Genomic DNA, 24,242 nt, shown 5'->3' on the forward strand with positions numbered 1-24,242 from the left:
CGTCTCAGCAAAGAGAAAATGTCTAACATTAAGGAGTCCTGAAAGGTTTTCAGGACTTTTTTTTGTCACATAACCACCTCACCCTATACTTAAGCTAAATGAACGGTTAAATATTAAGTTTTTTCATCACTCAGAATGTGTTTTGTTTTCACTGGAAGTGAATTTTCGGGAAAGGATACCTACATGGGTACATTTCAAACTTTGGATTATAAAATCCCAGAATCGATGCAAAAAAGTTGGCAAAATATCGTCAATCTCATTGCCACGATTGCGGACGTTCCTACGTGTTTGATTATGCGAATTCATAAAAATCACATCGAGGTGAGTACAAGTAGCGAAACGAAAAATAATCCATATACGGTTGGAGATACTGAGGAACTAGGCCACGGTTTATACTGTGAATATGTCATTGAACACAAACAAGAACTCATCGTTACAAATGCTGTATCAGATAAGTTCTGGTTTAATAACCCCGACATTAAGCTCGGTATGATTTCCTACTGCGGCTTACCTCTATACTGGCCAAATGGTGAAACGTTTGGAACCATTTGCATGCTGGACTCAAAAGAGAATCACTATACAGACACTTACCGACAACTTCTCAACACGTTTAAATACTCGATAGAGGCTCAATTAGCCGTAGTTTTTCAGCAGCATAAATTATTGCGGCTAAACAATGAGTTAAAAAATCGTGTTGAAAATCGCACCTCAGACCTTGCTCAAATGAGTTATTCGTTAACCAAAGAGATAGACCGCAGAAAAGCCGCCGAACGGCAGGTCAACTACCAGAAGACACACGACCAAGGGACTGGCTTTTTAAATCGAGCCGCGTTGGAAGCCATACTTGATGAAACTCTCGAATCCTTTGGCAATAACACTCAATCCCTCGTTATTATCAACATTGGCTTTAGTAACGCGCGCACTATTCAGACTAAATATGGCTTTGAAGCATTTGACGATGTCCTTAAAGAGTTCCGATTTCGTCTCGGTCACAGCGAATCAAGCTACTTTGTTACCGGACGTCCAAGTTCTAATGATTTAGTAATATTGATTTGGGGAGAGGAGATCGAATCCAAGGTACAAAATTTATTAGACGACATTACCCATGTCAGTGTCGGCAATTTCTATATAGATAACACTGAAGTTCACTTACATTCGTATATAGGCATTGTACAAACACAAGAATGGAGTTGTGCGAAACAGTTACTACAAAACGCCTGCTACGCAATGCTACTGTGTAAAGAGTCCGGTGAGCCCTACTGTTATTTCAATGAAAACCATACCCACGAGTTACATAACCATAACCAATTAGAAAGCTATCTTCTTCAAGCTGTACGTAATGACGATTTAATGCTGTATTTTCAACCTAAAGTCCTTCCTCATACTCACAAATGGATTGGAGCAGAAGCATTGATCCGCTGGCGTCACCCTGTTCTTGGTGACATTTCTAACGAAGCATTGATCCATATGGCAGAACAAAATGGGTTAATATTCGAAGTTGGATCATTTGTATTACGCAATGCTATCGATAAAGCAAAACAATGGTCCGAGTTGGTGGATAACTTTAAAATGGCTGTAAATATATCACCGATACAATTGCAAAATGTAAACTTCGCTGAGCAGATCGAACACCTGTTAGAAACATTTCACCTTCCGGCAAAATTTCTAGAGTTGGAGGTGACTGAAAGTGCGTTAATAGCGGATGAGATGATTGCTCGCAATACATTGAATAAGCTGCATGAAATCGGAGTGACACTGTCGCTTGATGATTTTGGTACGGGTTATGCCTCGTTTAGTTATTTGAAGAAATACCCTTTTGATGCCATAAAAATCGACAAGAGTTTTGTTCACCAAATGGACAACTCCGATGACGATCGTGCCATTATCTGTTCCATTATTCATATTGCTAAAAAGCTGGACTTACAAGTTGTAGTTGAGGGAATAGAATCCACGCAACAAGAGCAATTTCTAATTAAGGAAGGGTGTGACATTGGGCAAGGATATCTTTATGGGAAACCTATGCCATGCAATGAATTCGAACAAAGTTTGTTTAATCAAAACCTATTAGGTGGTCAATATACTTATTCTCCCTAAGCATTTTCTTTACTCTGCTTGCGGTGGTTCCTATAATCGCCGCCCGCTTCCAATAAAAAGGCCAATATCTTAATGGATCAGTTGACTGCCACGCTTAAAAAAATCGAAAAGCAGAACTATCGCGCTTATCAGCAAATCAAGGGGCAATACGACTTTGATGATTTCAACCTGTACATCGATTATGTGCAAGGTGACCCATACGCTTCTGCTTCTCGCCTGCGTGCGACACGAGCTTGGTCATTGACTGGCCTTGAATGGCTGAAAGACGAATCACCTGCATTCCAACGCGCAGCACGTGATTTCATTGCACGTAGCTTCAATCAATTCGCTAAGCAAGAAAACTCGGTGTCTATCGCATTAAGTGGTCAAACCGTTTTAGATAACACATCTGTGCTTTTTACAGAAGAAGGCATAGAGCTTCGTTTTCGTGTTAACCTACCAGCAGATGGCCGCTCTGTTCTTGGGAAAAAAGCCAATAACATTCTAACCTTCCACCTACCTAAGTTTATTCGCCGCGCAACGATTGAACGTGAGCTAGATAAAGAAGCACTGATCAAACACTGCCAAGTAATAGAAGATCAAGCGGCGCTACGTGAGCAACTTGAAGTTAATAACCTGGTTGCATTCGTTGCTAATGGCAGCATTCTTCCACGCATTGCAGGTAACTGTGACCTACCAATGAAAGAAGCGGTAGAATTTAAAGCGCCAGAGTCTTTGCAAGTCACGCTACATGCGCCAAATAAAGGCTATGTAACTGGCTTGGGGATTCCAAAAGGCATTACGTTGATCGTTGGTGGCGGTTTCCATGGTAAATCCACGCTATTAAATGCGATTGAGCGTTCTATCTACGACCACATCCCTGGAGATGGTCGCGAGTACATCGTCACTGACGGTGATGCAATGAAGATCCGTGCTGAAGATGGTCGCTGTGTACACCACTTAAATCTCTCAAACTACATTAACCACCTGCCAATGGGCAAAGATACCGCCAATTTCTCTACGCAGGATGCTTCAGGCTCCACGTCTCAAGCGGCATGGTTACAAGAATCAATCGAAGCTGGCGCAAGCTCGCTGCTGATTGACGAAGACACCTCTGCAACCAACTTTATGATTCGTGACGAACGTATGCAGGCATTGGTAGCCAAAGGCGACGAACCAATCACACCACTGGTTGATCGTATTGGTCAACTACGTGATGAGCTAGAAATCTCTACCATTATTGTTATGGGTGGTTCAGGTGATTACCTTGACGTAGCAGACACTGTGATTCAAATGCATGACTACCAAGCGGTAGACGTGACTGAAAAAGCGAAACAGGTGATTGCTCAGCACCCTACTCAACGTCACAACGAGTCAGAGGAAAGCCTACAAACATTCCGCCCTCGAGCACTGAATCGTGTAGCGTTGATGAACATCCTGACTGATGGTAAGTTCCGTGTCAGTGCAAAAGGTAAAGACTCTCTTCGATTCGGTAAAGAGTTTACCGATTTGAGTGCTCTTGAGCAGTTAGAGTCTGCAGATGAAGTCAATGCGATTGGCTGGCTGTGGTTCCAGCTAGCACAGCTTCCTGGTTGGTGTAATAACCCAGCGAAAGAGATCGAAGAAATGCTTGCTGGTGAGTGGCATGCAAGCTTGCCAAAACAAGGTGACTTGGCGAAACCACGAACACTAGATGTAATGGCTGCGTTAAGCCGTATGCGTAAATCTCAATTTAAGCCATCACACTAATTGATGTCGCATTGAAGAGTGAACAGAGGCAGTCCAGAGTGGCTGCCTTTTTTCCACTCGATCCATTAAGTATTTCTCAACACGTTCCATGCTTCACACAACACTCTGAAACGCTCTGCATCGCCATTTTGTCGGTCAGGATGCCAGCGCAGTGCGAGCTTTCGCCATTGTTTACGAATATCACCTGTTGACGCATCTTTGTTAAGTTCAAACAAACCCAGCGCTTTACTACGGTCGATATCGGAAGCAGACTCGCCACCAATAAATCGTTGGTATCGACGCCAAAAATCATTCAGCAACCGACGCACTTCCCCTTGCTCTGCTTCATAGTGTCGCCAGTCAAGATAGTAATCGCGTAGCGGATCCCTTTCATCAATAACATGGTGAGAGGCTTCAGTGGCTCGCATCAACACAATATGCATCGCTTCGACTTGTAACCACCTATCAGGATGCAAAATGCCTTGAAGCTGGTATAACCCATTCATCAACAGAAAATTTCGTTTAAAAAGATCTATGTCTGGCGACTCGTCCAGCGATGTGATGTAGCCTTGCTCACTGAGTTTATGCGCCAAGGTATGCACTTTCCAACCAGATGGTTGTTTGCGTAGAATTTCAAGAATCGGCCACAGTAGTGGATTTTGCAACTCATACTGTTGGCTCAGGCAAACATCATTCCGTTCGTCCATGTGTCCTCGTGCGATGTGTTTTGTATAAAACGAGTTAACCATAAAAACAAAAAGGCCGATAGTCATCAACTATCGGCCTTGGCGGTATGAACACGTTAGGTTAAATGACGCCTAATTCTCTCAGGCGTTCCATTAGATAGCTATCTGCTGTATAGCGTTCTGAAAGCACCGTCTCTGGTTTCGGGTGCAGAAACAACGGAAGTGAGATACGTGAGTTTTCCTGACGTTCACCGGTTGGGTTGATCACACGGTGAGTGGTCGATGGAAAATAGCCACCGGATGCTTCTTGTAACATATCACCGATATTGATGATCAAGTTGCCAAAGTCACAAGGTACATCTAGCCAGTCTCCTTCTTTGCTCATCACTTGAAGGCCCGGCTCATTGGCAGCAGGAAGAACCGTCAGTAAGTTAATGTCTTCATGCGCAGCTGCACGAATTGCACCTGGTTCTTCTTTCCCCGTCATTGGTGGGTAATGAAGTACACGTAGCAACGTTTTATCACTGTTATTGACCATTTCAGACAGCGCAACTGAGAACTTCTCTTGAACCTCTTTTGGTGCGTATTCTTCTACCCAACCAAGTAATTCTTGGGCAAACGCATTGGCACGCTCATAGTATTCCATGATTTCCGTTTTTAGCTGTTCAGGCATTTGTCCCCATGGGTACACATGGAAGTATTCTTTGATGTCTTTTACTGAGTGACCTTTCGCGACTTCAGAAACGGATGGTGGAAAATAACCATCTTGTGTTTCAACATTGAAGTAGAAATCGCTCTTTTGCTCTGAGCAAAAAAACGCGTACCAGTTTTTATAAATAGACTCAACCAGCTCTTGTGGGATTGGGTGGTTCTTAAGAACACCAAAACCCGTTTCGCGCAATGAGGTAACGAACTGTTGAGCAGCATCGTCAGCGAGATAATCGACCGTTTCCAGTTTCATGACTTTACTTCTTTATTGTTAGACTGAGCCGTAAATTCTATGGATGGCCATGTTGTAAATCAAACTTTAATGAAATGTTTACACGCAAGCGCTTTATTGTTGCGCAGTTTACCAATGTATCAACATAAAAAGTGAGCATCACATCGATAAAAGAAACAATTCACACTGTACAATTAAGTGTAATCATAACCGCAGCATTCAATTGAAGGATCAATGTTTCTATGGGAAGTACTTCGACTTTATTAGGTTTAACGATCATCTACGCTATCGTGTTTCTATACTCTGCGCTAGAGCCAAGTTCACGCGCGGTTTGGTTTGCTGAGATTGTTCCTGCCATTGGCATTCTAATCGCGATTTGGGTGTTATCTATCCGTTATCATTTCAGTCATACCGCCTACGTGCTGATGTTCATCTGGCTTTGCCTTCATACCATTGGCGCAAAATACACCTTTGCCGAGGTTCCGTTTGATTGGTTTAACAACCTGATTGGCTCTGAGCGTAATAACTTCGACCGTGTCGCACACTTTTCTATTGGTCTGTATGCATACCCTATTGCCGAATACTTAATTAATAAGAAGAAAGTGAGTGCAAGTCTAGCGTGTTGGTTTGCACTGTTCGCGATCATGTCGCTGGCAGCAGGTTATGAGATTATTGAATGGTGGTATGCGGAGCTTGTAGGCGGAGATGAAGGGATTGCCTTTCTGGGAGCGCAAGACGATATTTGGGATGCCCAGAAAGACATGTTGTGTGACACCATAGGGGCGATATTGTCGCTGTTTCTACTGACAACTCAGCGTCGACTGGCGAAGCCATTCTAGATACGGGTTAAAACCTTCTACAAATGGGACCTGCACGATTTGAGCGACTTCATATTCGTGTAGGTCTTTTATTTTGTCTTCGACTAACGCATACAAATCTTTTCGGGTTTTAATAATCAATAGCCATTCGTTATCGCTACAGATCTGCTCTTTCCACACGTAGTGGCTTTCAATCGGCATCGTTTGAATGCAAGCCGCAAGCTGTTCGTCTAGTAAGCCTTTGATGATTTCATCTCGGTTCTGCTGAGTACCCGCGGTACTCAAGACCATGCAGTATTCGTGTTGTTCGCTCATTTCGGACTCTATTTCATCGTAACCTTGCCACCTATCATTTTATAGGCAGGGGTTCCTCTCACTAACGTATCTCGTGCAAACTCTTGTCCACAACTCGGGCAAATGCAAGGCTCTTGGGTGCAATCTTCAACAATGCGTTCTTTGAAGCATTTAACCAGCGCCTTTGCCCCCTTTTCGGTACTTAAAAAGCTGCGTTTTACATTTGGCACAGTATACCTCGACCGTTCTCGTCGGCTGTTTGTTATTCGGTTTTGCCATCGTACTCTATTTCGGGCTTCACCCACACATTACTGAAATCAAACCAACCTAGCGCATTGCACTTGGCATTTTGTAGTGCGCCACTGTGGTCCTTGTTCACACCAAGCCAACAATGGAACATGGGTATAACTTGACAGCTCTTCACCAATTGCTTGCCTAACTCACGTGCAGGAAAATCGCTGTGTTTTCCGGCACGCCATTGATCCACCAGCGTCGACCAACAAGAAAAATCGTATTCAGCACTAAATTTGTCAATATCACTATAGTCTAATAGCCATCCTGCCAATGCGTCATTACGATTGGTCGCAATTCCCATGGCTTTGATCCAAATATCGACATCTTCTGGGGATGGCGGTTGGGTATCGTAACGAATAAACGCCACATCAACACCATGAGGTTTGAGTAAAGTCTTAATGGCCTTTGCAATGACAGGAAACATTGGGTGTTTCTTTTGGTATGCCACACAAATGCACTTCTCGCGTTGTGGCGCATCCCCAGCACTCACCGGCCTAAGGTCTATCCAGCCCGGCTTTAATCCGAATGCTTGCAGCACCCCTAACTCAATGACTTTATCTTGAGGAACGAGTGAGTAAACTTGATAACTGTTTAACGCCTGGCTTAAAAACTCTGCCCAGCGAGGATCTTTTGCGATCCCTGTATTTTTATTTAGCAATAAAAATGTACAACCAGGATCCAGTTCTACCTCATCGCTGGATGCTTGCTTATCCATCTGTGGCTTAGATAAGCTCGGATAGACCATAGATGAATAGGCTTCATCGATCACCCAGACTTCCACTTGATCCAGTAACGGACGAAAGCCAAAATAACCATCAAAGGCAGTAAGAATTAAGCGTTTATCGTCGTTCACTTTGACTAAAAACGGCCCTGTGCCAATGGGTTTTCTATCAAATTCTTCTGAACGCAGCGCTGTTGGCAACAACACTTTTGCTTGTGACTCACTCAATGCTAATGGCAGGTATTTATCAGGGCGTACAAGGTGAATATCAATCGTCCAAGGCTCTGGAGTGAGCACTTTTTCGATGTGTGAGAACAGATTTAAACTGCCGAGCGCTGAGAGACTCTCAATGACGCAATCCGTAGTGAGCAATTCACCATTATGAAAACGTACCCCTCGACGTAAATAAAAACGCCAATGGGTATCAGAAAGCGCTTCCCAGGTATGAGCTAAATCTGGCTGAAGTTGCTCGTTATCATCCAATTTGGTTAACCCGCTAAAGACTTGGCGTGCGATGTGCTGTTCAGAGCGACGCATTGGCTTTTGTGGGTTGAGCATCGCAAGCGGACGATAATAAGGCAGACGCACGACTTGTTCACCTTGACTGTGTCGCAAACCAAGATAACCTTGGATAACCTGAGTCAGTTTACCAGCGTCATTATCTAGTGCTTCTAATGCTTGACCAATCTTGCCCTCATCCAGATAACGACGAGCAAGGTTCTCGCTTACATCACTACGATTACGTTTAAAGACAAGCTTGGATAACTTACCTCGACCGGCAGCAGGGTGCCACTCAATCCACCCCTCTTCTTCCAGTTTATTTAGAACGATTCGGGCATTTCGGCGGGTACAGAATAACGCTTCGGTTATATCTTCGAGTTGAACTTCTGTATCATTACCAGAAAATTTTTCAAAAAGTGTTTCGAATTGAACACGTAAACGTGGGCTACTCATAAAGAGGAAATTTAGTTTTCTGAACGATAAACCAAGTTTCCTCATTTTTGGCAAAAAGTGCAAACATCGATAGCTAAATTATTGAATATCGATACCAATTTCTTGTGCTATTTGGCGTAATTGCGCTTCATCATCAAGCTTAATTGACCATTTACTCTCTGCGCCATGCGCTAGCACAACGTTGGCCCCACGCCCTAGTAACTGAATCGCATCCGTTTGCGCTTGCAACGTCACCATGCTATTGCCTGACAACTTGATGACAATTTCTCGTTGTGTTGCAATGATTTTTCCAATTGAGAATTCGATAACCATCTGTCTTTATTCTGCCTTTGTCTTTTGCTGCTTAACGGCAATGGTCAGGCGACTAGTACAAACCAAACGCTCTCGCTCATCCGTGATATTGATTTGCCAAACTTGGGTCGACACCCCTAAATGAACGGGTCTTGCGGTACCAACCACCTTACCGCTTCGCATCGCACGAACGTGGTTAGCATTAATATCCAATCCCACACAGTAACTGCCCTCACCAACACAGAAATTCGCCGCTAAAGAGCCAAGCGTTTCCGCTAAAACGACGGATGCTCCGCCATGCAGCATGCCAAGTGGTTGATGGGTAAAACTACAAACCGGCATCGTGGCGGTGAGTGAGTCGTTCGTAAAATCGGTATAAACAATTTGTAAATGTTCCATCATTGTATTCTTGGACGTCGCGTTAAGAATGTCCAAGTTTATTGGCTTTTTCCAAATACTCATTTTTGTTTGCTCTTATCAAACTTAGTTGTGGACTGGCGGTTTCACCCTTATCAAGCGTGCTCAGGATAGTCTTTCTTCTAGATAGGCTTCAAGCTAAAGTGATATATTGACCTACTCAATTTAAATACCTTAACATCTCACTTGTTAACGCTATTCTACTGTAACAACACAGAAAATATATAGGGAGCCGATTATGAGGACATGGATTAAAGCCTCGACATTGTTGACCATTGCCGGGCTTACTGCATGCAGTGCTTCACCCACTGGACGTAACCAAATCTTGATGTTTTCCGATCAAGAGATGTCATCACTGGGCGCAAATTCTTTCGAGCAAATGAAGAAAGAAATCCCAATAAACAAAGACAAAAAAGTGAACGCTTATGTTCAGTGCGTTGCGAAACGGATCACCAATACCATTCCTCCTCAAGCGGGGTTTAAAGATTGGGAGGTTGTCGTGTTTGACAGTAACCAGGTCAATGCCTTTGCTCTTCCCGGCGGAAAAATCGGTGTTTATACTGGTCTACTAAACGTTGCCAAAAACCAAGATCAACTAGCAACAGTTATCGGCCATGAGGTAGCGCACGTCTTGGCTGATCATAGTAACGAGCGTCTTTCTCAAAGCCAACTGGCGAACGCGGGTCTATCCCTAGCAAACGTTGCGTTAGGCGCTTCAGAATACAAAGAGTACCAACAGTTGACCATGTCTGCACTTGGCTTAGGTGTCCAATACGGAGTCATCCTGCCATATGGACGAACGCAAGAGTCAGAAGCGGACATTGTCGGCCTTGAGTTCATGGCAAAAGCGGGCTTCGACCCAAATCAAAGTGTGGACTTATGGAAAAATATGGGTAAAGCCTCTGGTGGCTCACAACCACCTGAATTCTTTTCAACTCACCCATCCCACAACACGCGCATCAAAGAGTTGCAAGCAACGATCAAAACATTACCAGCTTACAATGTAAAAGCACCTAAATGCGGTTAGTTTTTGGGGTGATTTTGGTTGATAAACAAAGACCGATTAAGATAAAAAGAAGCGCCATAATGGCGCTTTTCATTTTTCTTAGGTACCAAGAATTTGCAATGGCAAGCTGAGTAAGCTGTCTCCTAAGCCCGCAAAATACCAGATGATGGCAATAAACCCACCCACAGAGAATAGGTACCAAGCAAAAGAGAACAGTTGACCATATCGCGTTAACGGCAGTAAATGACTATGGTGCCGCGTTCGCCACTCCATCACAACTTCTAGCATCCCCATCATCAATAAGAAGCCTAGCAGCGTTAAACCAAAGGTATAACTGATATAGATACCAAGCAGAGCAGCAACAATGCTTCCAGCCAGCCCTACCCATGTATTCATCGAGAACGTGATGCTCTTAAGTACATGACCACCATCCAAAGGCAGGATTGGCAAGAGATTGAAGAGGTTTAGCAAAGCATTAAATACCGCAAGGCCAGCAAAGATCATCTCACCAGTCATCCAGTACAACACGGTAAAGACAATACTTAACACCAAACCAAAAAACGGTCCCATGATGGAGATAACCACATCTTGCCAACGCGTATTTATCTTCTCATCACTCAAGGCTAAACCACCTAAAAACGGAATAAGGTAGATGCCCTTGGTTTTCATGCCAAAATACTTCATCGCCCGAATGTGGCCGTATTCATGAAAGACTAAACACGCCACAAGCGCTAATGCGAACTCAATAGAAAACAGCCATGAGTAGGCGGCTAAGCTAGCAGATGCCAACGCCACCTTTATTACTTTGGCACTTTTTAGCGCCTTCATTCCAAGGGAAACGAGTCCAATTAAGCTGAACCGCTTTTCTGCTGGTGGGGCTTCAACTGGTACTTGGCGTTCGATGTCTTTTTCATTGCGTCCCCCTTCTGTTACCGGAACATCGTTGACTGATACTTGATATGAAAAGTCAAAGGGTTGCCAATTTAGTTCACAGTCAAGCTGACAGTGTAAAACCTCTTCGCCTGCTGACAATGTAAACTGATGACGAGTAACACCTGACTCATCGTCACTGGCATCGATTTGGGACACCAGAGTGTTATCCCAAAAAAGTTGTTGCCACCCCGCCATTGAGCCTTCCAGCCTAAGCGATCTTCCTAAAAATTCTATGTGTAGTAGTTCCAACGCGGTTTCCAATGCGACAAACACAAAGTGCGAATTATGCCTGCAATAAAAAAGAACACAAAGCATGTTAACTCGACGTGTTTTAACTTCATTTCTCGTTAAAGTGTCAAAATAAATCTGGTCTAACCAATCTAGATAAAAAATTCACTTAAAAACATAACATTAAAAATCATCACTTGACCTATGCATCATATTTAAAACGTAAAAGGTGTGCAATCTTTGACAAAATAGCATATGGACAATTAACATATCCGTTACATTAGAGTTGTAAGTCTATTCCATAAACGCTGATGTACTCGCCACCCAATAATTACAAAGACTTCGGTCTAGCATAATGACACCCTAGGAGGGTCAAGGATGAACAAGAAGCACTGCTCTCTGCTTACAATTTCAATATTGTTAGCGTGTAAAGCCCATGCTGCAGGTTTTCAGGTTGCTGAGCACTCAGCATCAGGTCTTGGTCGGGCATTTTCCGGTGAAGGTTCGGTCGCCGATAATGCAAGCGTTCTAGCGCGTAACCCTGCTGCAATGACTCTTTTTAAAGAAGCTCAGTTCTCTGGAGCGCTTTCTATCGTCGATCCGGAAGTAAACGTTTATGATACTTTTCATGACGAACACGCTGATGACGTTGCCCCTCTACAAGTTGTCCCTGCTGGCTATTACATCAGCCCAATCAATGACCAGTGGGCTTGGGGTATTGGCATGTTCACCACCTATGGAGTAGCTACCGACTACCCGGATGATATCTCTGCTGGTGACATGGCAGGCGATACCGCCCTACTTTCTGTCAACATCAACCCGAACGTTGCATACCGTATCAACGAGCAATTCAGCATCGGTGGTGGTATTAATCTTGTTTATGCACATGCAGAACTCACTCGTCACAAAGGCGTACTCGCTGGTGTCTTGGGTGGGAAAAAATCAGACAAATTGATTGGCATGGTCGGTGATACATTTGCTTGGGGCTGGAATATTGGTGCTCTCTTCGAGCTCAACGAAAGCAACCGATTCGGGTTTGGTTATCGTTCACAAGTTGACCTTGACTTCGATAACGGTGAGTTCAGTAGCTATGACTCCGGCATTGCTACCGCACCAAAAGTTGATGGACGTTTACAAATCTCTCTCCCATCGATCATCGAATTGTCCGCATTCCACCAACTCAATGAGCAATGGGCTATCCACTACGGTTGGCAACAAACCGATTGGAGCACCTTTAAAGAACTCAAAGCAACGAGTTCAGATTGTGCTGACGGCGTTTGTTTCTACAAGCCTGAAAAATATGAAGACAACAACCGTTACTCATTTGGTGGCACTTACACCCTGAATAGCGAATGGACACTGCGCGCAGGTATCGCTTATGACGAGCAAGCGGGTAAAGCGACATTGAGCATCCCTGACAGCGATCGCTTCTGGTACAGCGCAGGCGTGACTTATGCAATGCGTGAAAACCTCACTTTTGATGCCGGTTTTGCGTTCGTTAAGAGTAAATCAGGGTCATTTACTGAAACAAATGCTCTGGATCAAGAAATTACCTTTAATTCAGAAGGAGCGGCATACATCAGTGCTGTACAGATGAACTACACATTCAAGTAATTGGATTAATGGAGTAAGCCAATGAAACATACATTTAAACTATCACTGCTTTGTTCTGCGATCCTACTTGCTGGTTGTGGTGACAATACCTCTAGCTCTGGCACTTCTGATACCGTAACGTTTGAGCCTGCGGTTCAGGCACTGCTTGATCGCAACACGTCGATTAGCTTTACACTGCAAGGGGCGAATGCCGATGTACCAGTTCCATCATACTTATTAATGGATTCATCAGACGGAACGCTTGGCCTCCCAACTAATGGCGATGACGCACTAACTAACCCAGCCGCGGCAATGAATACGATGGACGGCTGGTCGACCTCAATGCCAATTGTGCTCAACTTTAATGGTGACGGTTTTGCAGATGGCCTTGTGACTTCTGGCGTCAGTGTTATCAAGATCAATCAGCGCTTAACAGACTGGGACGGCACTTCTAATCCAATCGAAAAAGTTCTAACGCTAGGTACGGATTTTGTTGTTCAAGCACGCGGTAACTCGTTATACATTCAGTTCATGAACTCTCTCGATGAATCTGGTGAATATATCTTCGCCGCAACTCAGGCAATCTCGGATGTAAATGGTAATCCAATTGGCACTTCCAACAGCTATGCGACTGGCAAGTCTAACGAGATTATTTACGAGAGTGGCGATTTAGCTTCAGTCCAAGCAGTGACGAAGGCGGTAGAAGGGATCTTTGGTCTTGCAAGCGTTAACCCGGCAGACATCGTTTACTCTTCATGGTTTAGTACTCAGTCAGTGGGTGACACGCTTGCCGCAGTAAAAGGTGTGACCGCGACGGGCTTCGCAACAGGTGCTAATACGCTGAACGCCGTTTACAAGAACGATGAAAGTGATGGTGCTGTTGACCTCGCGACTGCATACACTATGTCGCTGGGTACGACTCAAGATTTCGTTACAGCACTTGATGCAGACGAAGACTTCAACAAGTACATCAGTGACTTGGATGCAGCTAAAACAGCGATTAAAGGTCTCTATGCTGGCTCAGCGGTAAACGTCAATGTCACTCAAGGTGTGGTAAGGCTTCCACATTACCTTGATAAAGGTGCGGATTGGAACATGCAGCCTATGGTATCTGCAATGCCTAGCCTTGCGAAACTGAGCGCTGCATTGGCCGATCCTAATGAGCAAGCAAACATGGTCCAACAGCTATCTACTGGTATCTTCGCTGATGATCCTGTTGATGTAACGAAACTTGCTACTGACCCAACAGAACAACTAAAATTGGTAGGCTCTGAGTTGTTTCTATCGAGCGGCACCCGGTTAGACAGCGAGCGTATTATTACTCGCTACTCGCCAGTCCCTGTTGTTAAGTCATTAGAAGACGTTGAGTTTCTTCTATTTACGCCAGAAACAGGAACGCCAACAGACGTTGTGATTTACCAACACGGTATTACTTCGGCAAAAGAGAACGCCTATTCTTTCGCGTTTAACATGGTGAAAGCAGGCGTTGCGGTTATCGCTATCGACCTACCAATCCATGGTACTCGTAGTCTAGACGAACAACGCTCTGCTAACGCGGATGTATTGGCTTACTTGAACCTGTCTAACCTAGCTGTGGCACGTGACAACCTTCGTCAAAGCGTGCTTGATGTACTGGGTCTTCGTGCGAGTTTAGTGGTTTCAGCACAAGCGGGCCTTCTAGCGAGCACCCCTCTTCAAGCCTTTAACCCAATGGCAGGCTCAAAAGTGAAGATGCTTGGTCACTCACTGGGCGGTATCGTTGGAACTTCAGCGGTTGCAGCTGCAAACAACACATTGGGTAGCCCAACGGCAGACGCGTTGTACACATTTAGTGGTGCATCAATCCAAAACGCAGGTGGCCAAATTGGTAACCTACTGCTTGGTTCGTCTAACTTTGGCCCGCAGATCAAACATAACCTAGCTTACGTAGCATCAGCAGACTACGCGAGCTACGCAGATGCATCTTGTGCAGAGCTATCAGATAAAGCGTGTTACGAGGCGTTTGAACAAGTGGCAACTGAAGATCAGCTTAGAGCACTTCACTCTGGCTTCTCTAGCTTTATCTATGCTGCACAAACAACGCTTGATACCGTTGATCCATTCACCAATGCAAGTGACCTGATGTCTACTGGCTCACTATCAACACCGTTCTTCATGACAGAAGTAGATGGTGACGATACGGTTCCGAATAACGTTGCCAATGCACCATTTGCCGGCACTGAGCCTCTAGCAGCGAAGCTGGGCCTAACCACGGTAAACCGTTCGAACACAGCTGTGTCCCCATCTGCTAGCTTTGTTCAGTTTAATGCGACGGCAACGCACAGCACGTTTGCTTCTCCAGCAGGAACACTGGCTGACTTTGATCATCACGTAGAAATGCAGATGGAAAATACGGACTTCCTAGTGGATGACGCGCTCTCAGGTGTAACAAGCACGTCTGTGTTGAAGTAATCCTTCATTGAATACAAAGCCCAGTTTCGACTGGGCTTTTTGCTTTCTGTATCACCAAAGCCCACTCATACTTCCTCTGCTATAGTTAAATCGTTGTCTTTATATATCTAACTCACTCGTTTAAAAAAGGAAGCGATATGCGCATATTGACCGTTATTGTTACTGCACTACTCCTCGCCGCATGCGGCAGCAGCCAATATCTTATGTCAACAAATGAAGGAAAGGTCATCACCTCTTATGGAAAGCCTGATCTTAATGAAGAGACTGGGATGTATGAGTATGAGGATGTAGACGGTAAAGAAATGAGCATTGCTAAAGACGAAATTGTGCAAATTATAGAACGTTAATGATATGCCTAAATTGCCTTAAGATTTTGGGGGTACCGCATGCCTTCTGCTGATGTGGAAGGTATTCTTAGGCTGCTCGCAAGCCAATGGTTGGCTCATGACTGGAGAAAGTGGCGATGAAATCAATTCGTCATTCAAAGTAATTGGCTGTCTTATTTATATTCTTGGCATTAATTGTTTAGCCAATAATTTACATCTTAAACCTATTCAGGTTGGAATATTGTAAAATCTAGTCTTTAATTCGCTAACACGCTTTTATTTCTCAAGATAAAGTGGATAATACCGCCACGAAATAACATTACTAAGGTGAGTCCTTATGTCTATCGAAGCTACTCTGCTTGCTCGCTGCGAGTCAAAATGTGAACTGTGTTCTTCTGAATCTCCATTAACCGCATACGCGGTACCACCACACGACCACGTCACCGTTGATACCGCTATCATGGTTTGTGACAAGTGCCACGGTGAGATCGAAGAACCTAAAGACATTAACCACTGGCGTTGTCTAAACGACAGCATGTGGAGTCAGGTTCCTGCTGTTCAAGTAACGGCATGGCGCCAATTAACTCGCCTAAACACCGAAAGCTGGGCTCAAGACGCTCTTGACATGATGTACATGGAAGAAGAGCTAATGAACTGGGCGATGAAAGGTATGTCTGCTGACGATAAAACGGTTGACTGCAACGGCACTGAACTGAAAAAAGGTGACGACGTAACAGTAATCAAAGACCTACCAGTTAAAGGGACAAACCAAGTAATTAAGCAAGGTACTGTTATTCGCGGTATCAGCCTTGGTGATGATCCTAAACTTGTTTCAGGTAAGGCAAACGGTGGTCAGTCTATGTACGTGATCGCTGAGTACTGCCGTAAGAAGTAATCTCAACATTATTTTCGATATTAAACGGGGTTCCAATTGGAACCCCGTTTTCGTTTTTGCATCCTCTCTTTTTCTCCTTATCCAATTAATCTACGTGATTCGCCGCTTTCGCTCGTAACCATTTTCGATTAAGGTTCTAAAAGGAAAAAATAAGATGGATTGTAGTATGAAGAAGTTAACTATCCTTGATGGCGGCATGGGACGAGAGCTCAAACGCATGGGCGCCCCATTCTCTCAACCGCTTTGGAGCGCGCAAGCTCTGATTGAATCGCCAGAATTTGTTTACCAAGCACACAACAACTTTATCCAGGCTGGTGCAGAGATCGTTATCGCCAACAGTTACGCTTGTGTACCATTTCATCTAGGACAACGCCTTTACGCTCAACAAGGCAGAGAGCTAGCACGCTTTGCCGCCCAAATCGCACGTGAATGTGCAGATAAGTCGCCGAACTCTGTTCAAGTGGCAGGTTGTATTCCACCAGTATTTGGTAGTTACCGCCCTGACCTCTTCGAACCAGTGGAAGGCGAAGCAATCTTCCGCTCTTTACTTAATGCTCAAGACGAGTTCGTCGACATCTGGATAGCAGAGACCATTTGCAGCATAGAAGAACTAAAATGCTTACAAAAGGTATTCAAAGATAACAACAAGCCTGTAGCGTACGCCTTCTCTCTTAGTGATGGCGCATTGGAGACGGCGCTTCTACGCTCAGGAGAAACTGTCACACTCGCAATCGAGCATATTGCACAAAGCTTGGCAAATCAGAATACGTTTGGGATTTACTTCAACTGCTCTGTACCAGAAGTGATGGCAAAAGCCGTCAGCGAAACTCAAGCGGTTTTGCAGAAACATGGGAGCGATATAGCGATTGGCGTTTATGCGAATAACTTTACGGCAATCAAATCTGACCACGAAGCCAACAGCGCATTGCAATCGATGCGAGAACTGTCACCAGTGGAATACCTAGCTTTCGCGCAAGAATGGCACCTGCGCGGAACAAGCGTTGTTGGAGGATGCTGCGGCATTGGTCCAGAACACATCAAAGCTCTGTCTGATTGGAAACGCTCCCTTTAAGAGCAAAGGTAGCGGGCACGACTCCTTAGTGGAAGTGTAAATTGCAGATACAAAAATGCCGGCGATTCAGCCGGCATTTTTAATTCGCTTTTCATTCAGATTAACGGTACATACCGATGTCTTTCTGAATGTGTACAGATAGGTCTTCTGCATAGTAACTGCGAGGTGCAGAGTTATCTACGAAAAGAATATCCAGTAAGTGAGCAATCAATCCTTTGAAGTTAACCGCGTAGGTCTTCTTATCCATAGAGGTTGGTAAAGCTACATTTATCATTTGCATTGCTTGTGCCATGATTGCCTCTCTTAAAAGCAGTAATTTGTTTCGTTGGTTGTATATTAGTCATTTTTTCTCTGAGCAAAAAATGACAAATTTTGGTTATTCAGATTAGTTTTTCTAATCAAACAAATCACTTACAAACTGCACGAATACAAAAACAACTTTCATGCATATCCATTCACCAGGGCGAATCTTTAGTTGAATAACTTGGACTTACGTCTATAGAGCCAAGTTAAAAAGCAACATATTTTTAACCACAAACTTTTTTGAGGTTTTTGAATCCACAAAATCATTAAAGATTTTGATTAGTAATTTTAACGCTAGTGGTATTGGTTTCTTTGTTCTTATAGATAGAAGCAATAACTGCGGTTGTCATTACCGTTACCAAGAACGTTAGTGACCAAGCGGTTGGAATTTCGTAATGTGTGCCAACCAACAACATCTTCACCCCAATGAACATCATGATCACTGACAGTGCCGGTTTTAGATACACAAACTTATCCAGCATTGCTTGAAGTACAAAGTACAAAGAACGTAAGCCCAACAGTGCGAACACGTTCGCAGCCAACACGAGGAAAGGTTCACGAGTGACTGCAAAGATTGCAGGAATTGAGTCCAGTGCAAACATCACATCCATTACTGCAATCACACCAACCACGATCAGCATAGGTGTCGCTACCCACTTACCAGCTTGTTTCAAGATCATGTGTTTACCTTGATACTCTTCTGTTACTGGTAAGAATTTGCGGATGAACTGCTCTGGGTATGGGTTCACCTCTTCTTCTTCGCCTTTATCACGTGCCAGTTTGATACCAGTCCAAATTAGAAACACAGCAAATAGGTAAAGTACCCAGTGATATTGGGCTAGCAGTTGAGCGCCAACCGCAATCATGATTGCACGCAATACAAGTGCACCAATCACCCCCCATAGTAGAGCGCGAGGACGCAAATGTTCCGGCACCTTGTATTGAGCAAAGATAATCGCAAATACAAACAAGTTATCAACGCTCAGCGACTTTTCAAGTAAGTAGCCGGTTAAGAAAGAGACCGTTGCTTTTTCGTGAGTGTAACCACTGTGAGGCGCGTAATAATCCCAAAAGAAGTAGATAGAGCCTGCAAAGACAAACGCTAGCAGGAACCAGAATATGCTCCATCCGATGGCCTTTTTCATGGTTACTGTGTCGCCGCGAGTTTGATAGATATCAAGGGCAACCAAAACTAAAGTAAATAGGCCGAATACACCGTACATCGTCAGTGATTCTTGCATTGCAACGGATTGGCTTAATTGGGTGGTATTTTCGATAAGAGACATGCTTCCTCCCAGGCGGAAGGACATATTCAGGTTGACCTTCCGCAGACAATAAAAACTAGCAGTCACATTAGCCATGTGCCCGCTGTTCAATGAATGCGTTGGTCTCGTTGAAGTGATCACCTGACGAATCAAATGACACCTTTACTTACCGGATAAGCTGACGCTTAACGAGATGACGATAAGTAAACTTGCGCTAACTACTCCCCAAACGCCGCCATCATACGCTTGCAAACCTCGATCTCCAACAAAAAATAGTTATCGATACCTAACGTGAATCCCTATCGTGCCGTCAATTATTTCTATGAATTCATTGTTATAAAAAACAAAAAAGGAGCACTTTTGGTGCTCCTCATTTCACAATGACGTTAGCCAATTAAAAACCGTTAATAGGTACTAAATAAACTAACGTAGACCATACAGCAATCCAAGCAACGACCACTGCGGCATCTGCCCAATCTGAATTCCACATGCTCCCTTCCCTTCCATTCACGTTCCGCAACAACAAAGAAAGCAAAAATGGAACCAACTACATTGGTTATTTACTCTTCGAGTACAATTTATGATCTTGATTCAAACAATTTGGCTCATCAGTCAGTAACTCTATAAAGCAATCGGCCATAGAGAGATTGCTAATGACTCCTTCACCTCTCATATCAAGTAGTGCTTCGTAGCCCTCTTTACCTTTCATTGTATAGGCGGAAGATGCACCGCGATACCATTGCTCATCTTGAACATGATCCCAGTGTTGACCATCAAAGATTTGAAGGTTCTTTATACGCTCACCTCGTGGTGCCTCAGCATTATAATCAAAACTCAAATTATGCGTGTATGGGTAACTGCCGGACCCTGTCCCTTCAACACCGTTATTAAGCGCATTGTTGATTGCGCCCTCTAACGCATGTCGAATTGTACCACCTTGCACGTCATAACAACCGATCGGCACGGCAAATGGCAACAATCGACCGGCAACATCTGCCACGGTAATGTTACCTGGGTTCAGTGACGTTCGCACTCCACCTGCGTTATGAATGGCAAATTGCACCTGCTGACCACGTTTATTCAAACTATATAAAAAAGAACGTGCAACCGCTGGTGCTATATCGCTACCACCGAACGCATCTGGCACTCTCACGTGTCGCTTTTTAGCATCAACATGTGCAATCACTTGGGACTGCAATTGACGCACTCTAGGGATATATTTGTCGTTAAGAATTGCTTGGATCTGTGGGTGTTTTTTGCACACGACTACATTGGGTTGACCATGAATAAAATCACAAGCAGTTTCAAACATGCCTCGGTCTAGTTGTTCGCTTAATGTTGAGTCCCAGAATATTCGACGTCCTAATAACAACTCATTTTGGCCGCTTAACATCGTCGCTTTACCATTTTCATCGAACTCCAGGACACAATGTCCGATGGTTAATGCGTGAAAGCCCGATTGCACAACGTAGGTGTCATTTACTCGTCTACCATAAGGGTCATCTTCGCCTAAACCGACCGCTGTAAAGTCACCCTGTAACTTATGGCTATGTCCACCAACAATGATCCCAATACCGTCGACTTGAGCAGCAAGCTCTAAATCTCCTTCGTAGCCCAAATGACTAAGTAGGATAATGTTTTTGATCCCTGCATTGTGAATCTGCTTCACTGTCCACTTTGCCGTTTCAATTGCCGAAACAAATGGCGTGTCGGCATCAGGATTTGCGATATCGCTCATTTTATCAATGGATAGGCCAAAGATAGCCACCTTTTCTCCACTGAACTCTTTCACCAGAAATTGCGCACTTTTCGTTTCCGCTTGATAGCTCAGGACGTTACTACAATTGTTGAGGCGATGGCACTTCTGTTGACATTCATTCGATAGATCCCAGTTACCGGCAAGCAATGGAAATTCAGTGCGTTTACAGAACAGCGCGACAGGCTCATTACCCATGTCAAGTTCGTGATTGCCCAATACCATGGCATCTATCTGTAAAGCATTGAGCAGATCTGCATTTGCGATTCCTTTAAACAATGAAAAGTAAAGCGTCCCCTGAAAACAGTCTCCAGCATGTAAAAACAGCATACCTTGTCCTTGCCGTTGAGCGTCATCTCGCAACTGCTCTACCCGAGTCGCAATACGAGAAAAGCCCCCCGCACTCACATATGGTTCAAGGAAATGATCGCTATTCACGTTTAGCTTTAACTGTAATGACGTTGGCTCAAAGTAGGAATGTGTGTCATTGATGTGTGCCAATTTCAGTCTGATTGGCTTATGATTTTTATTCATTATCATCTTCTCTCTTTTCATTCCTTATAATTATTAGAAGCGAATCATGACAGAATCATGAATTTTATGAAACATAGAAAATTTGATTTCATTTTTAAGTGATCTACCTAAGTGACTTAAGATGCTGGATTCAGATCATAGTTGCTATTTCCAAGTTGTATGACGATGCGATTTAACAAAGAAAGTGCTGTTGTAGTGACACGCTCCCTAATGGTGAGTTGCCTTGGTTTGCATACATCGTTAACACAATTTCAATTTAGAAACATTCGAGCTTCAAATCGCTGCCTGCCTGCCAAGTGATTCTCGCTGCACCAAGCACCTCGAGGTTCTTTGGTTATCATTATTACTTTGCTACACCATGATGAAAGTGACACCCGGATAAAGCAGTCTTTGTTGTTAAATTGAGTGCTAATCATTTTGTGAACTGAACGTAACCCAGCAATATTAAATTCATATATGCTTAGGGAAGACTCAAGAAATCACAATAATTCAAATAATTGCAAGGAGAAGAGTGATGAGGTTAGAACGAGTTGAAATCTCTGGGTTTCGGGGAATTAAGCGCCTCGCACTCTCTTTTGACGAACTGACGACTTTAATTGGTGAAAATACTTGGGGTAAATCTTCACTTCTGGATGCGCTGTCTCTTGTTCTTCCCGCTGATGGCACTCTGTGTCAGTTCCAAATGACCGACTTCCACGTCGATTACTCCATTTCTCACCCACAAACTCAACATTTACAAATCATTTTGTGTTTCAAAGCTCAGGATAAACAAGAAGCAAACGCTGGTCGCTATCGCCGAATCAAGCCCACTTGGTGTATCAATGAAAACAATGAGCATGTGATCTACTATCGCATTAGTGCATCAAGAGAAGGCGCAAGTATAAAAACCAAATACGCATTTCTTGATTGTAACGGTGAGCCTAAATTACTGCATCACACTGAAAAACTGGCGGTAGAGTTGATGACATTGCATCCAGTGATCCGCTTGCGTGATTCTCGCCGCTTTACTCATCCAAAGCATGTCAATGGCGACAGTAAAAATACACGCATCGAGAAGCGCATTAGCAATACATGCCGCCGTTTACTCGCGATGCCTGGGCACGTCAATAAAGGCGAGATCCGCAGCAGCCTTGACTCAATGCAAACCTTAGTTGAGCACTATTTCTCTTTTCGTTCAAACTATCGAGGCGATCCAAGAAAGCCACGCGATGGTATGTTTTACGCCAACCCCTCTTCAGAAACAGGGTTGCAGCAGTTTTTACAAGCAACGAATAATAAACAGACACGATTATTGTTGATGGGGTTACTCAACGCATTTCTTCAAGCAAAGGGGCCCACTGACTTGCGACGGTGCGCCCGCCCTCTTTTGATCATTGAAGATCCCGAAGGTCGCTTGCACCCCACTCATCTATCACGGGCTTGGGGATTGTTACAGCTCTTACCAATGCAGAAAATCTTAACAACAAACAGTGCACACTTGCTGGGTTCTGTTCCTTTGTCTTCGATACGTCGCCTTGTGCGTTTATCTGACAGAACAAACGCAACGTCGCTCAATCCATCAAGGTTTAGCGTTGATCAACTCCGTCGGATTGGCTTTCATATTCGATTCCATCGGGCTGGAGCGCTCTTCGCTCGCTGTTGGTTACTTGTCGAAGGCGAAACCGAAGTTTGGCTGTTTAACGAACTAGCACGTCAATGTGGCTACGATCTCGCCGCCGAAGGCGTTCAGATCGTCGAGTTTGCGCAATCAGGATTAAAATCTCTAATCAAAGTTGCAAAAGCATTTGATATTGATTGGCATGTGGTTACTGATGGTGACCAGGCAGGTAAAAAATACGCTCATACTGTAAGGTCAATGCTCGCTCATGACCAAGAGCGCCACCGCTTAACAGAGCTACCAGACAAAGACATCGAACATTTCTTGTACAACCATGGGTTCGAAATTTTCTTCAAGGACATCATCAAAGTTCCTCACGATCATCCAATACCGGCAAAGAAAGTTGTCAATCGAGTATTAAAGAAACAAGCAAAGCCTGATCTCGCCTTAGCCATCGTCTCTCATTGTGAAAAACAAGGCAAAGAGTGCATACCCGTCCTGTTACGTTGGACGCTCAAGCGGGTTGTCACAATGGCTAACGGCAACACATAAAAAACACACCATGTGGGTGTGCTCGTATCAAGAATCAGTAATTTTGATTACCAGTATTTAAGCGGGATAAACTCAAACTCCATACACGATAGATACAAATTATATCGGGGGTACTACTGAACTTGCTCGGAAAGCGAAGAAGTAGTCGCTGATTTCGCATGTAGCCAAAGCCCTGCGGCTTTCATGAGATAACCAAACACGCCTGTCATATTAATGATTAAGCTTTCTGCCAACCCTCTCAAACCACTCGTCGGGGATGCAAAGTAGCTAGTACAGCCGAGAAAACCAGCCCAAGGCAGTAGGCCAAAGGTGATAGCAATCCAGCCCCAAACGCCGGACAGAATACCTGTTGTAATTGCAATTGTTAAAAGTATTGTCATGGTATTCTTACCCGCTTGGTCAGTACCGTACCACTATGGTTCGAATACTGCCTTCATACATATAAAATCAGGCAGACAATACTAGGTCTATTATCCCATCAATTTGGTGACACTGCTGACACTGTTCACGCCAAG

21 protein-coding genes and 1 pseudogene are annotated in these 24,242 nt (G+C 44.1%); 10 read left to right on the forward strand and 12 right to left on the reverse strand.

Going from position 1 to position 24,242, the window contains the following annotated elements; translation table 11 throughout:
- Positions 1-183 precede the first annotated feature (183 nt).
- Together AK966_RS07855 and AK966_RS07860 are read left to right on the forward strand one after the other, a co-directional pair.
- Positions 184-2,094: an EAL domain-containing protein gene (locus AK966_RS07855; protein ID WP_119463896.1), complete on the forward strand. Its 1,911-nt coding sequence runs from the start codon at positions 184-186 to the stop codon at positions 2,092-2,094.
- A 72-nt stretch (positions 2,095-2,166) separates the two neighbouring features.
- Entirely contained in the window at positions 2,167-3,822 is a 1,656-nt protein-coding gene (locus AK966_RS07860) for an ABC-ATPase domain-containing protein (RefSeq protein WP_119463897.1), read from the forward strand.
- Between the two features lie 65 nt (positions 3,823-3,887).
- Here AK966_RS07860 and AK966_RS07865 read toward each other — a convergent pair whose 3' ends face one another.
- Positions 3,888-4,508 (reverse strand): DNA-J related domain-containing protein, encoded by a 621-nt coding sequence (locus AK966_RS07865; protein WP_119463982.1) that lies wholly within the window; start codon positions 4,506-4,508, stop codon positions 3,888-3,890.
- A 100-nt stretch (positions 4,509-4,608) separates the two neighbouring features.
- Positions 4,609-5,448, reverse strand: a complete 840-nt coding sequence (locus tag AK966_RS07870; protein ID WP_119463898.1) for an isopenicillin N synthase family oxygenase — start codon at positions 5,446-5,448, stop codon at positions 4,609-4,611.
- Between the two features lie 221 nt (positions 5,449-5,669).
- Between AK966_RS07870 and AK966_RS07875 the strand changes: the two genes are divergently transcribed.
- Positions 5,670-6,266, forward strand: coding sequence for a DUF2238 domain-containing protein (locus AK966_RS07875; RefSeq protein ID WP_099077735.1), 597 nt, complete (start codon positions 5,670-5,672; stop codon positions 6,264-6,266).
- On the opposite strand, the gene cutA is transcribed toward AK966_RS07875, so the two are convergent.
- The 5 genes and pseudogenes from cutA to AK966_RS07900 all read right to left on the reverse strand — a co-directional run bounded on the left by cutA (position 6,228) and on the right by AK966_RS07900 (position 9,261).
- Complete coding sequence (gene cutA / locus AK966_RS07880; RefSeq protein WP_099077734.1) at positions 6,228-6,560, reverse strand: divalent-cation tolerance protein CutA; 333 nt, start codon at positions 6,558-6,560, stop codon at positions 6,228-6,230. The two genes, AK966_RS07875 and cutA, sit on opposite strands and share 39 nt — an antisense overlap.
- 8 nt (positions 6,561-6,568) lie before the next feature.
- Positions 6,569-6,818: pseudogene (locus tag AK966_RS20125) on the reverse strand (hypothetical protein).
- Complete coding sequence (locus AK966_RS07890; RefSeq protein WP_119463900.1) at positions 6,802-8,508, reverse strand: SgrR family transcriptional regulator; 1,707 nt, start codon at positions 8,506-8,508, stop codon at positions 6,802-6,804. The pseudogene AK966_RS20125 and the gene AK966_RS07890 overlap by 17 nt, the downstream one beginning before the upstream one ends.
- Before the next feature lie 78 nt (positions 8,509-8,586).
- On the reverse strand, positions 8,587-8,820 hold the full coding sequence (locus AK966_RS07895) for a DUF3389 domain-containing protein (protein ID WP_099077731.1): 234 nt from the start codon (positions 8,818-8,820) through the stop codon (positions 8,587-8,589).
- A 6-nt stretch (positions 8,821-8,826) separates the two neighbouring features.
- A complete protein-coding gene (locus tag AK966_RS07900; protein WP_099077730.1) occupies positions 8,827-9,261 on the reverse strand; it encodes a hotdog fold thioesterase in 435 nt (144 codons plus the stop codon).
- Between the two features lie 193 nt (positions 9,262-9,454).
- Between AK966_RS07900 and AK966_RS07905 the strand changes: the two genes are divergently transcribed.
- Complete coding sequence (locus AK966_RS07905; protein WP_119463901.1) at positions 9,455-10,243, forward strand: M48 family metallopeptidase; 789 nt, start codon at positions 9,455-9,457, stop codon at positions 10,241-10,243.
- 78 nt (positions 10,244-10,321) lie between these two features.
- On the opposite strand, the gene AK966_RS07910 is transcribed toward AK966_RS07905, so the two are convergent.
- Entirely contained in the window at positions 10,322-11,350 is a 1,029-nt protein-coding gene (locus tag AK966_RS07910) for a site-2 protease family protein (protein WP_182852620.1), read from the reverse strand.
- A 411-nt stretch (positions 11,351-11,761) separates the two neighbouring features.
- On the opposite strand from AK966_RS07910, the gene AK966_RS07915 reads away from it, so the two are divergent.
- From AK966_RS07915 to AK966_RS07935, 5 genes are all read left to right on the forward strand, one after another.
- Positions 11,762-12,997, forward strand: a complete 1,236-nt coding sequence (locus tag AK966_RS07915; RefSeq protein ID WP_099077728.1) for an outer membrane protein transport protein — start codon at positions 11,762-11,764, stop codon at positions 12,995-12,997.
- A gap of 21 nt (positions 12,998-13,018) precedes the next feature.
- Positions 13,019-15,427 carry a VolA/Pla-1 family phospholipase gene (locus AK966_RS07920; RefSeq protein ID WP_119463902.1) on the forward strand — a complete coding sequence of 803 codons (2,409 nt, stop codon included), beginning with the start codon at positions 13,019-13,021 and terminating at the stop codon, positions 15,425-15,427.
- Between the two features lie 137 nt (positions 15,428-15,564).
- Positions 15,565-15,774, forward strand: coding sequence for a YgdI/YgdR family lipoprotein (locus AK966_RS07925; RefSeq protein WP_099077726.1), 210 nt, complete (start codon positions 15,565-15,567; stop codon positions 15,772-15,774).
- Between the two features lie 316 nt (positions 15,775-16,090).
- On the forward strand, positions 16,091-16,648 hold the full coding sequence (locus AK966_RS07930; RefSeq protein ID WP_099077725.1) for a PhnA domain-containing protein: 558 nt from the start codon (positions 16,091-16,093) through the stop codon (positions 16,646-16,648).
- A gap of 166 nt (positions 16,649-16,814) precedes the next feature.
- Positions 16,815-17,720, forward strand: coding sequence for a homocysteine S-methyltransferase family protein (locus AK966_RS07935; RefSeq protein WP_119463984.1), 906 nt, complete (start codon positions 16,815-16,817; stop codon positions 17,718-17,720).
- A 100-nt stretch (positions 17,721-17,820) separates the two neighbouring features.
- On the opposite strand, the gene AK966_RS07940 is transcribed toward AK966_RS07935, so the two are convergent.
- From AK966_RS07940 to AK966_RS07950, 3 genes are all read right to left on the reverse strand, one after another.
- Positions 17,821-18,012, reverse strand: a complete 192-nt coding sequence (locus AK966_RS07940) for a hypothetical protein (protein ID WP_119463903.1) — start codon at positions 18,010-18,012, stop codon at positions 17,821-17,823.
- A gap of 277 nt (positions 18,013-18,289) precedes the next feature.
- A complete protein-coding gene (locus AK966_RS07945) occupies positions 18,290-19,309 on the reverse strand; it encodes a TerC/Alx family metal homeostasis membrane protein (RefSeq protein ID WP_099077723.1) in 1,020 nt (339 codons plus the stop codon).
- 535 nt (positions 19,310-19,844) lie between these two features.
- Positions 19,845-21,584: a bifunctional UDP-sugar hydrolase/5'-nucleotidase gene (locus AK966_RS07950; protein WP_099077722.1), complete on the reverse strand. Its 1,740-nt coding sequence runs from the start codon at positions 21,582-21,584 to the stop codon at positions 19,845-19,847.
- Between the two features lie 508 nt (positions 21,585-22,092).
- On the opposite strand from AK966_RS07950, the gene AK966_RS07955 reads away from it, so the two are divergent.
- Entirely contained in the window at positions 22,093-23,727 is a 1,635-nt protein-coding gene (locus AK966_RS07955; RefSeq protein ID WP_099077721.1) for an ATP-dependent endonuclease, read from the forward strand.
- 113 nt (positions 23,728-23,840) lie between these two features.
- On the opposite strand, the gene AK966_RS07960 is transcribed toward AK966_RS07955, so the two are convergent.
- Complete coding sequence (locus AK966_RS07960; protein ID WP_099077720.1) at positions 23,841-24,107, reverse strand: DUF1097 domain-containing protein; 267 nt, start codon at positions 24,105-24,107, stop codon at positions 23,841-23,843.
- Positions 24,108-24,242 lie beyond the last annotated feature (135 nt).

The organism is Vibrio sp. PID23_8, from assembly GCF_003584965.1.
Taxonomy (GTDB): domain Bacteria; phylum Pseudomonadota; class Gammaproteobacteria; order Enterobacterales; family Vibrionaceae; genus Vibrio.

What these genes read in the sequence shown, in the direction of transcription:
- AK966_RS07855 (WP_119463896.1), top strand. Translation starts at nt 184, where the DNA reads ATGGGTACATTTCAAACTTTGGATTATAAAATCCCAGAATCGATGCAA.
- AK966_RS07860 (WP_119463897.1), top strand. Translation starts at nt 2,167, where the DNA reads ATGGATCAGTTGACTGCCACGCTTAAAAAAATCGAAAAGCAGAACTAT.
- AK966_RS07865 (WP_119463982.1), bottom strand. Translation starts at nt 4,508, where the DNA reads ATGGACGAACGGAATGATGTTTGCCTGAGCCAACAGTATGAGTTGCAA.
- AK966_RS07870 (WP_119463898.1), bottom strand. Translation starts at nt 5,448, where the DNA reads ATGAAACTGGAAACGGTCGATTATCTCGCTGACGATGCTGCTCAACAG.
- AK966_RS07875 (WP_099077735.1), top strand. Translation starts at nt 5,670, where the DNA reads ATGGGAAGTACTTCGACTTTATTAGGTTTAACGATCATCTACGCTATC.
- cutA (WP_099077734.1), bottom strand. Translation starts at nt 6,560, where the DNA reads ATGAGCGAACAACACGAATACTGCATGGTCTTGAGTACCGCGGGTACT.
- AK966_RS07890 (WP_119463900.1), bottom strand. Translation starts at nt 8,508, where the DNA reads ATGAGTAGCCCACGTTTACGTGTTCAATTCGAAACACTTTTTGAAAAA.
- AK966_RS07895 (WP_099077731.1), bottom strand. Translation starts at nt 8,820, where the DNA reads ATGGTTATCGAATTCTCAATTGGAAAAATCATTGCAACACAACGAGAA.
- AK966_RS07900 (WP_099077730.1), bottom strand. Translation starts at nt 9,261, where the DNA reads ATGAGTATTTGGAAAAAGCCAATAAACTTGGACATTCTTAACGCGACG.
- AK966_RS07905 (WP_119463901.1), top strand. Translation starts at nt 9,455, where the DNA reads ATGAGGACATGGATTAAAGCCTCGACATTGTTGACCATTGCCGGGCTT.
- AK966_RS07910 (WP_182852620.1), bottom strand. Translation starts at nt 11,350, where the DNA reads ATGGCGGGGTGGCAACAACTTTTTTGGGATAACACTCTGGTGTCCCAA.
- AK966_RS07915 (WP_099077728.1), top strand. Translation starts at nt 11,762, where the DNA reads ATGAACAAGAAGCACTGCTCTCTGCTTACAATTTCAATATTGTTAGCG.
- AK966_RS07920 (WP_119463902.1), top strand. Translation starts at nt 13,019, where the DNA reads ATGAAACATACATTTAAACTATCACTGCTTTGTTCTGCGATCCTACTT.
- AK966_RS07925 (WP_099077726.1), top strand. Translation starts at nt 15,565, where the DNA reads ATGCGCATATTGACCGTTATTGTTACTGCACTACTCCTCGCCGCATGC.
- AK966_RS07930 (WP_099077725.1), top strand. Translation starts at nt 16,091, where the DNA reads ATGTCTATCGAAGCTACTCTGCTTGCTCGCTGCGAGTCAAAATGTGAA.
- AK966_RS07935 (WP_119463984.1), top strand. Translation starts at nt 16,815, where the DNA reads ATGAAGAAGTTAACTATCCTTGATGGCGGCATGGGACGAGAGCTCAAA.
- AK966_RS07940 (WP_119463903.1), bottom strand. Translation starts at nt 18,012, where the DNA reads ATGGCACAAGCAATGCAAATGATAAATGTAGCTTTACCAACCTCTATG.
- AK966_RS07945 (WP_099077723.1), bottom strand. Translation starts at nt 19,309, where the DNA reads ATGTCTCTTATCGAAAATACCACCCAATTAAGCCAATCCGTTGCAATG.
- AK966_RS07950 (WP_099077722.1), bottom strand. Translation starts at nt 21,584, where the DNA reads ATGATAATGAATAAAAATCATAAGCCAATCAGACTGAAATTGGCACAC.
- AK966_RS07955 (WP_099077721.1), top strand. Translation starts at nt 22,093, where the DNA reads ATGAGGTTAGAACGAGTTGAAATCTCTGGGTTTCGGGGAATTAAGCGC.
- AK966_RS07960 (WP_099077720.1), bottom strand. Translation starts at nt 24,107, where the DNA reads ATGACAATACTTTTAACAATTGCAATTACAACAGGTATTCTGTCCGGC.